This window comes from Streptomyces sp. NPDC057424 (assembly GCF_042803315.1).
Lineage (GTDB): Bacteria > Actinomycetota > Actinomycetes > Streptomycetales > Streptomycetaceae > Streptomyces.
The window spans coordinates 125099-139775 of the sequence record NZ_JBHVCP010000014.1 but is presented as its reverse complement, the minus strand read 5'-3'; the positions used below and the strand labels follow the sequence as shown (position 1 = coordinate 139775).

The following is a 14677-nucleotide window of genomic DNA, read 5'->3' as shown; positions in this document are numbered from 1 at the left end:
CGCCGATGGTACTGCAGGGGGGACCCTGTGGGAGAGTAGGACGCCGCCGAACAATCATTGAAAGGGTTGGACCTGGAACTTCGGTTCCGGGTCCAACCCTTTTTTGTTGCCCGTTACTTGAAGTTCACGTTGTGCAACGAGCATCCACAGCATGGGTACTGCTGCAATGCTCAGGGCCGCCGGTGTCGGACTCGGTGACGAGGTCGTCGTGCCGGCCTTCGGGAACGTCGAGGTCGCCGAGGCCGTGGCCATGGCCGGGGCGCTGCCGGTGTTCGCCGACATCGACCCCGCCACCTACTGCCTCGACGCCGCTGCCGTGGAAGCCGCCGTCACCTCGCGGACCGCAGCCGTGGTGGTCGTACACCGCTTCGGCCGGCTCGCCGACATCGCTCGGCTGCACGCCCTCGGGCAGCGGCACGGGCTGCTGGTGCTGGAGCAGGCGGAGTCCGAGGCGCCCTGCGACGAAATAGCCCAGCGCAGGGAGCGCGCGGCCTATCTCGATGCCAAGTTGAGGGGTGTGCGGACTCCGGACGACGGAGACGGGCACACCTATCAGCAGTACGTCGTGCGGGTTCCGGGCAATGGGCGACCCGATAGGGATGCCTTCGCGCGGGCCGTGCGGGCCAGGGGAGTTGAGTGCCGGGTGCCGGTGAAGACGCCCGTGCACCGGCTGTCCGAGTTCCGGCGGTGTGTTTCGCTTCCGGAGACCGAGCGGGCTTCGGACGAGACGCTTGCGCTGCCCGTCGACGCGTCACTGACCAAGCGGGACATGCAGCGGACCGTATCCGCGTGCAATGCCCTCGGAGGGCTCCTCCAGCCTGCCTACTGACGTGGTTGGGAGCACGGGTCTGTTCAGGGTATGATCTATTCCGTTGCCGCGAGGGGGACCTCGCAGAGCGACAGGCCCCTATAGCTCAGTCGGTAGAGCGTCTCCATGGTAAGGAGAAGGTCAGCGGTTCGATTCCGCTTGGGGGCTCCAGCAAAAAGGCCCCACCCTCACAGGTGGGGCCTTTTTCGTTCTCCTAGTCCTGGTGCAGGCCCGGGACGCGCATCGCCAGGATCGCCATGTCGTCCGAAGGGGCGTCCGACGCGAAGCGTTCCACCGCGCGCATGATGCGGGCCGCCACCGCGCCGGCCGTCAGGCCCGTGCAGGTCGTGAGGACGTCGGCGAGGCCGTCGTCGCCGAGCATGCGGGCGCCCTCACGGCGTTCGGTGACGCCGTCCGTGACGCACAGGAGGACATCGCCCGGGTCGAGGGTGACGGTCTGCTCGTAAAGCTCCAGATCCTCGATGACGCCGAGGAGCGGCTGGGGCTCCGCGGCGGGTTCGACCGAGCCGTCCTGGCGCAGACGCAGCGGGAGCGGGTGGCCGGCGCAGACCACCTTCAGTTCCGCGCTGCCGTCTTCCTGGGGGCGCATCTCGCCGTAGAGGAGAGTGAGGAAGCGGCTGCGGGCGCCTTCGTCGAGGATCGCGGAGTTGAGGCGCTCCAGGACCGCCGGGCCGCTGAGGCCCTCGCGGGCCAGGAGGCGCAGGGCATGGCGGGCCAGGCCCGTGACCGCCGCCGCGTTCGGGCCCGTGCCGCAGACGTCGCCGATGGCGAAGCCGTAGGCACCGTCGCGGATGGGGAAGACGTCGTAGAAGTCGCCGCCTACCTCATTGCCCTCGCCGGCTGCGCGATAGATGACCTCCACCTCGACGCCGTCGATCAGCGGCAGCTCCGGGGGCAGGAGGCTGCGCTGGAGGGCCTGGCTGATCGCGGTGCGTTCCGAGTAGAGGCGGGCGTTGTCCAGGGCTAGGGCGGCCCGGCGTGAGAGGTCCTCGGCGAGTTCCAGGATCTCCTGGCGGAAGTGTTCGTCGGTCGGCTTGCCGAGGGTCAGCATGCCGATGACGCGGTTGCGGGCGACCAAGGGGAGAACCACGGTCTCGCCGCCGACGGCGGAGGCGGTGGCGAGGGTGGGGCCGATGCCGGGGGTGACCTGGCGGGTCGGGCTGCCGCTGAGGCCGAGGCTGCGCATGGAGCTGCGCAGGGCCGCCTGGTGGGCCACCTCGCCGGGGGCCGTCCAGACGCGGGCGCCGGGAGTGGGAACCGGGTCGGGGGAGGGAACCTTCGACAGCAGGGACTTGATGCCGTCGATCAGTTCCTCGTCCTCGTGCAGGACGTAGGAGAGGTAGGGCTCGGAAGCCTGGTCGGCGATCGTGTACACGGCGCACCAGGTGGCGAGAGTCGGGACCGTCATCTGGGCCATCAGGGCAAGAGTCTGGTCGCGGTCCAGGGTGCCGGCCAGCAGGTCGGATGCCTCGACGAGGAAGCTGAGGGAACCTCGGCGCAGGCGCTCCAGCTCGCCCAGGCGGGCCGATTCGACGGCGAGGGCGATGCGGTCGGCGGCGAACTGGAGGCGCAGGGCCTCCTCGTTGGAGTATCTGGCGGGGGCCTCGGCGGCGACGCCGAGGGAGCCGGTGAGGCGGCCCTCGACCTTCAGTGGGACCGTGACGACCGAGCGCATGCCCGTGCCGTTCAGCAGCGGAACCGCGCCGGGGACCGCGGTCAGGTCGTCGTGGACGGCGGGCATGCGGGCCGAGCCGTAGCGCCCGGGGCCCGCCTCGACGGGGACGCGGGCGAAACGCTGGCGGGCGGAGGGGAGGCCGGTGGAGGCGCGGACTTCCAGTTCCGTCTCGTCGTCCGTGGCCAGCAGGAGAAACGCCGAGTCGCCGTCGAGCATGTCGCGGGCGCGTTCGACCGTGCGCTGAAGCAGGCCGTCGAGGTCGTCCGGGGCGGGGGAGCCGATGAAGACCTCGAAGGGGTCGGTGCTCTGGCCCTCGGAGCCGCTCGAGGTGTCGGAGGCGGGGACACGCAGGGGCGTCTGCAGAACTGCCCGTTCGTGGTCCCGTACCAGGAGGCACACGGTTGACGGTTCGCCGCCGGTGTCGCGGACACGCAGGTGGGAGGCGTAGACGGGGGTGACGCGGCCGGTGGCGGCACGGATGCCGTAGCTGCCTTCCCAGCGGGAGAGCCGGAGGGCCTCCGCGATACCGGTGCTGGTGCCCGGGGTGTGCGGCCAGGCCGCGAGGTCGGTCAGGGGCTTGCCGGTGACCTGCTCGGCCGGGTAGCCGAAGAGCTCCTCGGCGTCCTCGTTCCAGGCGCTGATGTGGCCGGTGCGGTCGATCTGGACGACGGCCACGCGGACCCGGCCGTCGGCGAGCGGGAGGAGGTCGGAGGGGAGGGCCGGTCCGGCCGCGCGGGTGCCCACCGCGCGTGCGGGCAGGTTCAGCTGGAACCAGACGGTCTTGTGGGCGGGGGTGTACTCGACGCCCCAGCGGCCTGCGAGTGCCGCGCAGAGCTGGAGGCCGCGGCCTCCCTCGCGGTCGGGGCTGCCCATGTTGACCGCGGTGCCCTGGAGGGGGATTTCGCGCTCGGGGTAGCGGTCGGCCACCTCGATGCGCGCGCCCTCGTCGCTGCGCAGGCACAGGACGTCGGCGGAGGTGCCGGCGTGGACCACGGCGTTGGTCACCAGTTCGCTGGTGAGAACGACGGCGTCGTCGACGATGTCGGCGAAGCCCCAGCCCTGGAGGGTGTCGCGGACGAAGGAGCGGGCGCTCGCGACCGATCGCCCGACGGGCTCGAAACTGGCGGCCGCGCGCGCGGTGATCACAGAACTCCTCGACCGGTTCTCGACGTGCTGGGCTGCGTGGCCGGCCGGCTCGTGCCGCTGTTGCGGCAGGGCGCCCGTCGGCCGGGGGTCCGGGGGCTGTCCCCCCGGGATCAGTCCGGTGGTCATGTGTGTGCGGCCGCCCCTCCGATGCCCGCTCGTCTTCGTGCCACCGCCCAGGCCGGACGGACCGGCGCGGCTGGACAGCCGGATGCAAGGTTACTTACCTTCGCGGTCCATGCGGATGCCGGTCTGCAGTGTTTCCGCCCGGAGGGTGTGCGGACGATGTGCGAAGCTGCCGAACTGTTATGGCCTGGTTCGGCCGGGGTGAAACACTGGGCAAGCTACCTGTGAAGGTCAGGGCAGGCTGTGTGCACGAGGTCGACCTTGGGCAGCAGCCCCTGGAAAGCGGCCTGGTATGCAGGGCAGAGAATACGCAGTAGTAACTGGTACGCCGAGCGTGGTACCCGAGCACAGCAGAGACGGTCGACCCCTGCGGGAGGGACACAGTGGAGTCTGGCGCAGCGACGCGTGGCAAGAAGACGCGCGCGAAGGGCGGACAGTCCCCGATCAACCAGGGCAAGGTGCGTAGTGGCACGACCGAGGTGGACACGGCGGCCCTGAACCGGCTCATGGCTGCCCTGGTGTCGATGCGGGACGGGAACTTCCGCAAGCGGCTCACGGTCTCCGGGGACGGCGTGATGGCCGAGATCGCGGCGGTCTTCAACGAGGTGGCCGACCGCAATCTGCATCTGACGGGTGAGCTGTCGCGGGTGCGGCGGATGGTGGGCCGTGAGGGCAAGCTCACCGAGCGGCTGGAGACGGGTGCCTGTGAGGGTTCCTGGGCGACGGCGATCGACAACTCGAACGCCCTGGTGGACGACCTCGTGCGGCCGGTTTCCGAGGTCGGGCGGGTGCTGTCCGCGGTGGCGGAGGGCGATCTGTCGCCCCGCATGGAGCTGCGGACACAGGTGCCGGACGGGAACAGTCAGCCGCTGCGCGGCGAGTTCCTGAAGGTCGGGCGGACCGTCAACAACCTGGTCGACCAGCTCTCGACGTTCACCGACGAGGTCACGCGTGTGGCCAGTGAGGTGGGCACCGAGGGCAAGCTGGGCGGGCAGGCTCGGGTGCGGGGCATGTCGGGCTCGTGGCGGGACCTGACGGACTCCGTCAACACGATGGCGTACCGGCTCACCGCTCAGGTGCGGGACATCGCGCTGGTGACGACGGCGGTCGCCAAGGGTGATCTGTCCCGGAAGGTCACGGTTCAGGTGGCCGGCGAGATGCTGGAGCTGAAGAACACCGTCAACACGATGGTGGACCAGCTGTCGGCGTTCTCCTCCGAGGTGACCCGGGTGGCCCGTGAGGTGGGCACCGAGGGCGCTCTGGGCGGGCAGGCGCAGGTGCCCGGGGTCGACGGTGTGTGGAAGGAGCTCACCGATTCGGTGAACACCATGGCCGGGAACCTCACGGCCCAGGTGCGCGGGATCGCGGAGGTCACGACCGCGGTCGCCAACGGTGATCTGTCGCGGAAGGTGACCGTTCCGGCGCGGGGCGAGGTCGCGCAGCTCGCCGAGACGATCAACCAGATGACCGAGACGCTGCGGATCTTCGCGGACGAGGTCACGCGTGTGGCCAACGAGGTCGGGGCCGAGGGGCGTCTGGGCGGTCAGGCGAACGTGCCGGGTGCGGCGGGGACGTGGAAGGACCTCACCGATTCGGTGAACACGGTCTTCCGGAATCTGACCACTCAGGTGCGGGACATCGCGGCCGTGACGACGGCGGTGGCCAATGGTGATCTGTCGCAGAAGGTCACGGTCGACGTGGCCGGCGAGATGCTGGAGCTGAAGAACACCGTCAACACGATGGTCGATCAGCTGTCCGCCTTCGGTGCCGAAGTGACGCGTGTGGCGCGGGAGATCGGTGTCGAGGGTGAGCTGGGTGGCCAGGCGCAGGTGCCGGGCGCGGCCGGAACGTGGAAGGACCTGACGGACTCCGTCAACACGGCGTTCCGGAACCTCACCGGACAGGTGAGGAACATCGCCCAGGTGACGACGGCGGTGGCCAACGGCGACCTCTCGCAGAAGGTCACCGTCGATGTCTCCGGCGAGATGCTCAAGCTGAAGAACACCGTGAACACGATGGTGGACCAGCTGTCGAGTTTCGCCGACCAGGTGACGCGGATGGCCCGGGACGTGGGCACGGAGGGCCGCCTGGGCGGTCAGGCCCGGGTGGACGGTGTCTCGGGCACCTGGAAGGAGCTCACCGACTCCGTCAACTCGATGGCCGGGAACCTCACTTCACAGGTGCGCAACATCGCGCAGGTGACGACGGCCGTGGCGCGGGGTGACCTGTCGCAGAAGATCGACGTCGACGCGCGCGGGGAGATCCTCGAGCTGAAGAACACCATCAACACGATGGTCGACCAGCTCTCGGCCTTCGCCGACCAGGTGACCCGGGTCGCGCGCGAGGTGGGCACGGACGGCCGGCTGGGCGGTCAGGCACAGGTGCCGGGCGTGGCCGGTGTGTGGCGGGACCTGACGGACTCCGTGAACGGCATGGCGTCCAACCTGACCGGCCAGGTGCGCAACATCGCCCAGGTGGCCACGGCGGTGGCCCGCGGTGACCTGTCCCAGAAGATCACCGTGGACGCGCGCGGGGAGATCCTGGAGCTGAAGAACACCCTGAACACGATGGTGGACCAGCTGTCCTCGTTCGCCGAAGAGGTCACGCGTGTGGCCCGTGAGGTGGGGACGGAGGGCATCCTGGGCGGTCAGGCCGAGGTGCAGGGCGTCTCCGGCACCTGGAAGGACCTCACCCAGTCCGTGAACGGCATGGCGAACAACCTGACGATTCAGGTGCGCAACATCGCCGAGGTCACGACCGCGGTGGCCCGGGGTGACCTGTCGAAGAAGATCACCGTCGACGCCAAGGGCGAGATCCTCGAGCTGGTCACGACCGTCAACACGATGGTGGACCAGCTCTCCTCCTTCGCCGAGCAGGTGACCCGGGTGGCCCGTGAGGTGGGCACCGAGGGCATCCTGGGCGGGCAGGCGCACGTGCCGGGTGTCACGGGAATCTGGAAGGACCTGAGCGACAACGTCAACCTGATGGCGAAGAACCTCACCACTCAGGTGCGGAACATCTCCCAGGTCTCGGCGGCGGTCGCCAACGGTGACCTGACGCGGCAGGTCACCATCGAGGCGCGCGGTGAGGTCGCGCAGCTCGCCGACACCATCAACACGATGGTGAAGACGCTGAGTTCGTTCGCCGAGCAGGTCACCAAGGTGGCCCGTGAGGTGGGGACGGACGGCATCCTCGGCGGCCAGGCGCACGTACCCGGTGTGGCCGGTACGTGGAAGGACCTGACCGAGTCCGTGAACCAGATGGCGTCCAACCTGACCGGCCAGGTGCGCAACATCGCCATGGTGACCACGGCCATCGCCAAGGGTGACCTGACGAAGAAGATCGACATCGACGCGCGCGGCGAGATCCTGGAGCTGAAGACGACCATCAACACGATGGTCGACCAGCTGTCGTCCTTCGCGGAGGAGGTCACCCGGGTCGCCCGCGAGGTGGGCACGGAAGGGGCGCTCGGCGGCCAGGCGCGTGTGCGTGACGTGGACGGCACCTGGCGTGACCTGACCGAGTCGGTGAACGAGATGGCCGGGAACCTGACCCGGCAGGTGCGTGCCATCGCGCGGGTGGCGACCGCGGTGACCCGCGGCGATCTGAACCTGAAGATCGACGTGGACGCGTCCGGGGAGATCCAGGAGCTCCAGGACTACATCAACAAGATGATCGCCAACCTGCGTGACACCACGATCGCGAACAAGGAGCAGGACTGGCTCAAGGGCAACCTGGCCCGGATCTCCGCGCTGATGCAGGGCCGCCGCGACCTGGAGGACGTGGCCTCGCTGATCATGAGCGAGCTGACGCCGGTGGTCTCCGCGCAGCACGGCGCGTTCTTCCTGGCCATGCCGCTCGTCGACGGCGAGGACATGAACGCCGCGGACGACGACCAGTACGAGCTGCGCATGCTCGGCAGTTACGGCTACTCGATGGGCTCGATGCCGACGTCGTTCGAGCCCGGTGAGGCGCTGATCGGGACGGCCGCCACGGAGAAGCGCACGATCCTGGTGGAGAACGCGCCGAGCGGTTATCTGAAGATCTCCTCGGGGCTCGGTGAGGCGCCGCCCGCGCAGGTGATCGTGCTGCCGGTGCTGTTCGAGGGGAAGGTGCTCGGGGTCATCGAGCTGGCGTCCTTCACCCCGTTCACGCAGATCCAGAAGGACTTCCTCAACCAGATCGCCGAGATGATCGCGACGAGCGTCAACACCATCTCCGTCAACACCAAGACCGAGCTGCTGCTGGCGCAGTCGCAGGAGCTGACCGAGCAGCTGCGTGAGCGCTCGGCCGAGTTGGAGCAGCGGCAGAAGGCCCTCCAGGCGTCCAACGCCGAACTGGAGGAGAAGGCCGAACTGCTGGCCCAGCAGAACCGCGACATCGAGGTGAAGAACACCGAGATCGAGGAGGCGCGGCAGGTCCTGGAGGAGCGCGCGGAGCAGCTCGCGGTGTCGATGCGCTACAAGAGCGAGTTCCTGGCGAACATGTCGCACGAGCTGCGTACGCCGCTCAACTCGCTGCTGATCCTGGCCAAGCTGCTCGCCGACAACGCCGAGGGGAATCTCTCCCCGAAGCAGGTCGAGTTCGCCGAGACGATCCACGGGGCCGGTTCGGACCTGCTCCAGCTCATCAACGACATCCTCGACCTGTCGAAGGTCGAGGCGGGCAAGATGGACGTCTCCCCGACGCGGATCGCGCTCGTCCAGCTCGTGGACTACGTGGAGGCCACCTTCCGCCCGCTGACCGCGGAGAAGGGCCTCGACCTGTCCGTGCGGGTCTCGCCGGAGCTGCCCGCGACGCTGCACACCGACGAGCAGCGGCTGCTGCAGGTGCTGCGCAACCTGCTGTCGAACGCGGTGAAGTTCACCGACTCCGGGTCGGTGGAGCTGGTCATCAGGCCGGCGCGGGACGATGTGCCGCAGAAGATCCGGGAGCAGCTGCTGGAGACCGGGTCGCTGACGGATCCGGACGCCGGGCTGATCGCGTTCTCCGTGACCGACACCGGGATCGGTATCGCGTCCAGCAAGATGCGGGTGATCTTCGAGGCGTTCAAGCAGGCCGACGGCACCACCAGCCGCAAGTACGGCGGTACAGGCCTCGGGCTGTCCATCTCCCGGGAGATCGCGCAGCTGCTCGGCGGTGAGATTTACGCGCAGAGCGAGCCGGGCCGTGGCTCGACGTTCACGCTGTATCTGCCGCTGTACCCCACTGAACTGCCGCCGCAGGGCTACCAGCAGCAGCTGCCCGCCCTGGAGGCCGGCGACCTTGTGGCGTCGACCTCCGACCCGTCCGAGCTGTCGGACGTGGAGGCCGAGACGCCGGCCGAGGTGACGTCGTACCGCGAGACGCAGAACGGTCCGGCCGCTCTGTTCCGGCGGCGCCGCAGGATGTCGGAGCTGCCGCCGCCCCCCGCCCAGCTCGAGCAGTGGACGCCGCCCGAGCAGCAGCCGGCGCCGAGGCCGAACCGCGGCATCCGGTTCGGCGGTCAGAAGGTCCTGATCGTCGACGACGACATCCGCAACGTGTTCGCCCTGACCAGTGTCCTGGAGCAGCACGGCCTGTCCGTGCTGTACGCGGAGAACGGCCGGGAGGGGATCGAGGTCCTGGAGCAGCACGACGACGTGGCGGTCGTGCTGATGGACATCATGATGCCCGAGATGGACGGGTACGCGACGACCACGGCGATCCGCAGGATGCCGCAGTTCGCCGGGCTGCCGATCATCGCGCTGACCGCGAAGGCGATGAAGGGCGACCGCGAGAAGGCGATCGAGTCGGGCGCTTCCGACTACGTGACGAAGCCGGTCGACCCCGATCACCTGCTGGCGGTGATGGACCAGTGGATGCGAGGGGAATGAGGGGAATGCTGGGTAGTTGCGCGAGCATGACGGGAAGGTTCGGTGTTCACACGGAGTTGCCGACTCGGTGTGCGCATAGTCGTGTAGAAGTACAAGATCTGGGGAACCTTCTGGTCTCCTGCTGCGTTTCTGCTACGTGCACAGTGACATCACGGTGACAGGGTGTGGCGACGGGCAGGGTGCGGCTACGATGACCGGCACAAGGACGGGCGGCGCAAGGGAGTCGCCCCCTGGGGCGGCACCCACCGGTGCTGTTGCAGGTCCTGCGGACAGGGGAGGCCCCACGCCGGGGCGAGGAGGGCGGGCCATGGTGCAGAAGGCCAAGATCCTCCTGGTCGATGACCGGCCGGAGAATCTGCTGGCGCTGGAGGCGATCCTCTCTGCGCTCGATCAGACGCTGGTGCGGGCATCGTCCGGGGAGGAAGCACTCAAAGCGCTACTCACGGACGACTTCGCGGTCATCCTGCTGGACGTTCAGATGCCCGGTATGGACGGCTTCGAGACGGCCGCGCACATCAAGCGCCGCGAGCGGACCCGGGACATCCCGATCATCTTCCTCACGGCGATCAACCACGGCCCGCACCACACCTTCCGGGGCTATGCGGCGGGTGCGGTGGACTACATCTCCAAGCCGTTCGATCCGTGGGTGCTGCGCGCGAAGGTCTCCGTCTTCGTCGAGCTGTACATGAAGAACTGCCAGCTGCGTGAGCAGGCGTCCCTGCTGCGGCTCCAGTTGGAGGGCAACGGCAAGGACGCGGGCGCCGAGGCCACGGAGTCGGCCGGCCTGCTCGCGGAGCTCTCCGCACGGCTCGCGGCCGTCGAGGAGCAGGCCGAGGCGCTGACCAAGCAGCTCAACGACGACTCGACGGACGCCGCCGCGGTGGCCACGGCGGCTCATCTGGAGCGCAAGCTCACGGGGTTGCGGCGGGCGCTGGACGCGCTGGAACCGGGCACCGGGAGCACCTCCTCGGTGTCCTCGCAGAACTGACGCGTGCGCAGACGGGGTTGTCCACCCGTGACCGCGCGTCAGTTTCGCGCCTCTCCCGGAGCGACACGAACGGGTGAAGCCGTAGACACACGTGTCCCCTGTCGTCTCCACCGGTAACCTCACACCCATGGCCTCACGTCCCTCCGCAGCCAAGAAGCCGCCGCCCGCGAAGAAGGCGGCCGCGAAGGCTCCGGCGAAGAAGGCCGCCGCCAAGAAGGCTCCCGCGAAGAAGGCGACCGCCAGGAAGGCCGCGGCCAAGAAGGTCGCGCCCAAACCGGCCCCCAGCCCCACCGGTGGCATCTACCGGCTCGTACGCGCCGTGTGGCTCGGAGTGGCGCACGCGGTCGGTGCCGTGTTCCGCGGCATAGGGCAGGGAGCCAAGAACCTCGACCCGGCCCACCGCAAGGACGGTGTCGCTCTGCTGCTGCTCGGCATCGCGCTGATCGTCGCCGCGGGCACCTGGGCCGATCTCAAGGGCCCGGTGGGTGACCTCGTCGAGATCCTGGTGACCGGTGCCTTCGGCCGGCTCGACCTGCTCGTGCCGATACTCCTCGCCGTCATCGCCGTGCGCTTCATCCGCCACCCGGAGAAGCCCGAGGCCAACGGACGCATCGTCATCGGCCTGTCCGCACTCGTCATCGGCGTGCTCGGCCAGGTCCACATCGCCTGCGGTTCACCCGCCCGCGGCGACGGCATGCAGGCCATAAGGGACGCCGGCGGTCTCATCGGCTGGGCCATGGCGACTCCGCTGTCGTACGCCATGGGTGATGTGCTCGCCGTGCCGCTGCTGGTGCTGCTGACCGTCTTCGGGCTGCTCGTCGTCACGGCCACTCCGGTCAACGCCATTCCGCAGCGGCTGCGGACGCTCGGGGTGCGTCTGGGGATCGTCCGCGACCCGGCCGAGGACGAGTTCGGTTTCGCCGAGGACGACGAGCGTTACGAGGAGCAGTGGCGCGAGGCGCTGCCCGCGCGCTCGCGTGGCAGGCGCGCTCCGGCGCCCGAGGCGTACGACCCGGACGCCACCGAGCAGGAGGCGCTCTCGCGGCGTCGTGGCCGCCCCCGCCGTTCGGCGGTGCCGCAGCCCGACATGGACCGGCCCAGGGACGCCGTGGACGTCGCCGCGGCGGCCGCCGCCGCGCTCGACGGGGCCGTGCTGCACGGCATGCCGCCCTCGCCGATCGTCGCCGACCTCACCCAGGGCGTACGGGTGGGGGACCAGGACGCGACCACCCCGACGCCCGTCCCGGGCGCGCGCCCCCAGCAGGAGAGGCTCAAGAAGGACAAGCCCGAGCCGCACAAGCCCGAGCAGGGCAAGCCCGAGCCGCAGAAACCGAGGGCGGGCGTCCGCGACCTCACCAAGGCCCCGCCCTCCGAACCCCGCGACCTGCCCCCGCGCGCGGAGCAGCTCCAGCTCTCCGGCGACATCACGTACTCCCTGCCGTCGCTGGACCTCCTGGAGCGCGGTGGCCCGGGCAAGGCCCGCAGCGCCGCCAACGACCTCATCGTCGAGTCGCTGACGACGGTCTTCACCGAGTTCAAGGTGGATGCCAGTGTCACCGGCTTCACCCGCGGGCCGACGGTCACGCGCTACGAGGTCGAGCTCGGCCCCGCCGTGAAGGTCGAGCGGATCACCGCGCTGACCAAGAACATCGCCTACGCCGTCGCCAGCCCGGACGTGCGGATCATCAGCCCGATCCCCGGCAAGTCCGCGGTCGGCATCGAGATCCCCAACACCGACCGGGAGATGGTCAACCTCGGCGACGTCCTGCGGCTCGCGGAGTCCGCCGAGGACGACGACCCGATGCTGGTCGCCTTCGGCAAGGACGTCGAGGGCGGCTACGTCATGCACTCGCTGGCGAAGATGCCGCACATACTGGTCGCCGGCGCCACCGGTTCCGGCAAGTCGTCCTGCATCAACTGTCTGATCACCTCGGTCATGATGCGGGCGACCCCCGAGGACGTCCGGATGATCCTGGTCGACCCCAAGCGGGTCGAACTGACCGCCTACGAGGGCATCCCGCACCTGATCACGCCGATCATCACCAACCCCAAGCGGGCCGCCGAGGCGCTCCAGTGGGTCGTACGCGAGATGGACCTGCGCTACGACGACCTGGCGGCCTACGGCTACCGGCACATCGACGACTTCAACCGGGCCGTGCGCGAGGGGAAGGTCAAGCCGCCCGAGGGCAGCGAGCGCGAGCTCCAGCCCTACCCGTACCTCCTGGTCATCGTCGACGAGCTCGCCGACCTGATGATGGTCGCGCCGCGTGACGTCGAGGACGCCATCGTGCGCATCACACAGCTCGCGCGCGCGGCCGGCATCCACCTGGTGCTCGCCACGCAGCGGCCGTCGGTGGACGTCGTCACCGGCCTGATCAAGGCGAACGTCCCGTCCCGGCTGGCGTTCGCCACGTCCTCGCTGGCCGACTCGCGCGTCATCCTCGACCAGCCGGGCGCCGAGAAGCTCATCGGCAAGGGCGACGGACTGTTCTTGCCCATGGGGGCCAACAAGCCCACCCGTATGCAGGGCGCCTTCGTCACCGAGGAGGAGATCGCGGGCGTCGTCCGGCACTGCAAGGACCAGATGACGCCGGTCTTCCGGGACGACGTCGTCGTCGGCACCAAGCAGAAGAAGGAGATCGACGAGGACATCGGCGACGACCTCGACCTGCTGTGCCAGGCGGCCGAGCTGGTCGTCTCCACGCAGTTCGGGTCGACGTCCATGCTCCAGCGCAAACTGCGCGTCGGCTTCGCCAAGGCCGGCCGGCTGATGGACCTGATGGAGTCCCGGAACATCGTCGGACCGAGCGAGGGTTCGAAGGCTCGTGACGTTCTTGTGAAGCCTGATGAGCTGGATGGCGTGCTCGCCCTGATCCGGGGGGAGTCTGAAGAGTAGGGCACCGGAACACGGTGATCGTCTCACGGGGCGTTACGGCAATCGGGTGTCCGGATCGTGACTTATCCGTGAGGGATCATCGAGCAACCGTTTCCCTTCGACGTACGTCAAGTTGAGGGAAGCGACAAGTGACGAACCCACCATCGGAATGTCAGGCCATTCCGATGGCGTACAAAGTGACACCGCCCGGTTGCCCCACCCTTTTGGTACCCCCCTAGACTGAACTTCCAGCACAGGCGGCTACACGCTCGAAAGGCGTCCCCGTGTCCATCGGCAACTCCCCTGACGACGAGCGTCCGTTCGAGAACGAGCACGTCGAAGCAGACCGCGAGGAAGCCCGCCCCTCCATCGGTAGTGCCCTGCGGCAGGCTCGTATCGCCGCCGGGCTGACCGTCGACGACGTCAGTAGCGCCACCCGGGTCCGTATGAACATCGTGCACGCGATCGAGGCGGACGACTTCTCGCCCTGCGGTGGGGACGTCTACGCCCGTGGGCACATCAGGACCCTGGCCAGGGCTGTCCGCCTCGATCCCGGGCCGCTGCTCGCCCAGTACGGCGACGAGCACGGCGGGCGTCCGGCACCCACCCCGGCCGCTCCTCTCTTCGAGGCGGAACGCATCCGTCCGGAGCGGCGCGGGCCCAACTGGACCGCGGCCATGGTCGCCGCCATCGTCGCCGTGATCGGTTTCGTCGGCTTCACGATGTTCCAGGGTGACGACAGCGGCAACGAGGCGAACGTGGCCGAGGGCCCCACGCCTGGCGACTCCGCCTCCCCGACCACCAAGACCAAGAAGCCCGCCGCCCCCAAGCCCGAGCCGTCCGACAGCGCCATCGCGGCCGTCCCGCAGGACAAGGTGACCGTCCGGGTCAGTGCCGTCGACGACGAGAGCTGGGTCGCGGCAAAGGACCACAACGGCCGGATGATCTTCGACGGCCTCATCAAGCAGGGCGACAGCAAGACCTTCCAGGACAGCTCGAAGGTCCAGCTCGTCATCGGAGACGCCGGCGTGATCGACCTCTTCGTCAACGGCAAGAAGATCGAGGAGAACTTCCGGCCGGGCTCTGTCGAACACCTGACGTACACGAAGGGCGACCCCGAGGCCGGGTGAACCGTCCGAAAGGTCCAGTTGATGCGGGGTTGGCCGGGAAACGGCCAACCCCGTCG

The 14677-nt window shown here is 68.9% G+C and carries 6 protein-coding genes and 1 tRNA gene; 6 read left to right on the top strand and 1 reads right to left on the bottom strand.

Annotated elements, in window-relative coordinates; all coding sequences use genetic code 11:
• The first annotated feature begins 166 nt into the window (after window positions 1-166).
• Window positions 167-829, top strand: a complete 663-nt coding sequence (locus ACFU3E_RS14910) for a DegT/DnrJ/EryC1/StrS family aminotransferase (protein ID WP_384156829.1) — start codon at window positions 167-169, stop codon at window positions 827-829.
• 74 nt (window positions 830-903) lie between these two features.
• Window positions 904-979 (top strand) — tRNA-Thr (locus ACFU3E_RS14905).
• 43 nt (window positions 980-1022) lie between these two features.
• Here ACFU3E_RS14905 and ACFU3E_RS14900 read toward each other — a convergent pair.
• Window positions 1023-3776: a SpoIIE family protein phosphatase gene (locus ACFU3E_RS14900; RefSeq protein ID WP_384156805.1), complete on the bottom strand. Its 2754-nt coding sequence runs from the start codon at window positions 3774-3776 to the stop codon at window positions 1023-1025.
• Between the two features lie 380 nt (window positions 3777-4156).
• On the opposite strand from ACFU3E_RS14900, the gene ACFU3E_RS14895 reads away from it, so the two are divergent.
• The 4 genes from ACFU3E_RS14895 (at window position 4157) to ACFU3E_RS14880 (ending at window position 14621) form a co-directional block, all read left to right on the top strand.
• Window positions 4157-9628, top strand: a complete 5472-nt coding sequence (locus ACFU3E_RS14895; protein ID WP_384156802.1) for a HAMP domain-containing protein — start codon at window positions 4157-4159, stop codon at window positions 9626-9628.
• 307 nt (window positions 9629-9935) lie between these two features.
• Window positions 9936-10616 (top strand): two-component system response regulator, encoded by a 681-nt coding sequence (locus ACFU3E_RS14890; protein ID WP_384156800.1) that lies wholly within the window; start codon window positions 9936-9938, stop codon window positions 10614-10616.
• A gap of 127 nt (window positions 10617-10743) precedes the next feature.
• Window positions 10744-13512 carry a DNA translocase FtsK gene (locus tag ACFU3E_RS14885; RefSeq protein WP_384156797.1) on the top strand — a complete coding sequence of 923 codons (2769 nt, stop codon included), beginning with the start codon at window positions 10744-10746 and terminating at the stop codon, window positions 13510-13512.
• Between the two features lie 263 nt (window positions 13513-13775).
• A complete protein-coding gene (locus tag ACFU3E_RS14880) occupies window positions 13776-14621 on the top strand; it encodes a helix-turn-helix domain-containing protein (protein ID WP_384156794.1) in 846 nt (281 codons plus the stop codon).
• Window positions 14622-14677: the final 56 nt, after the last annotated feature.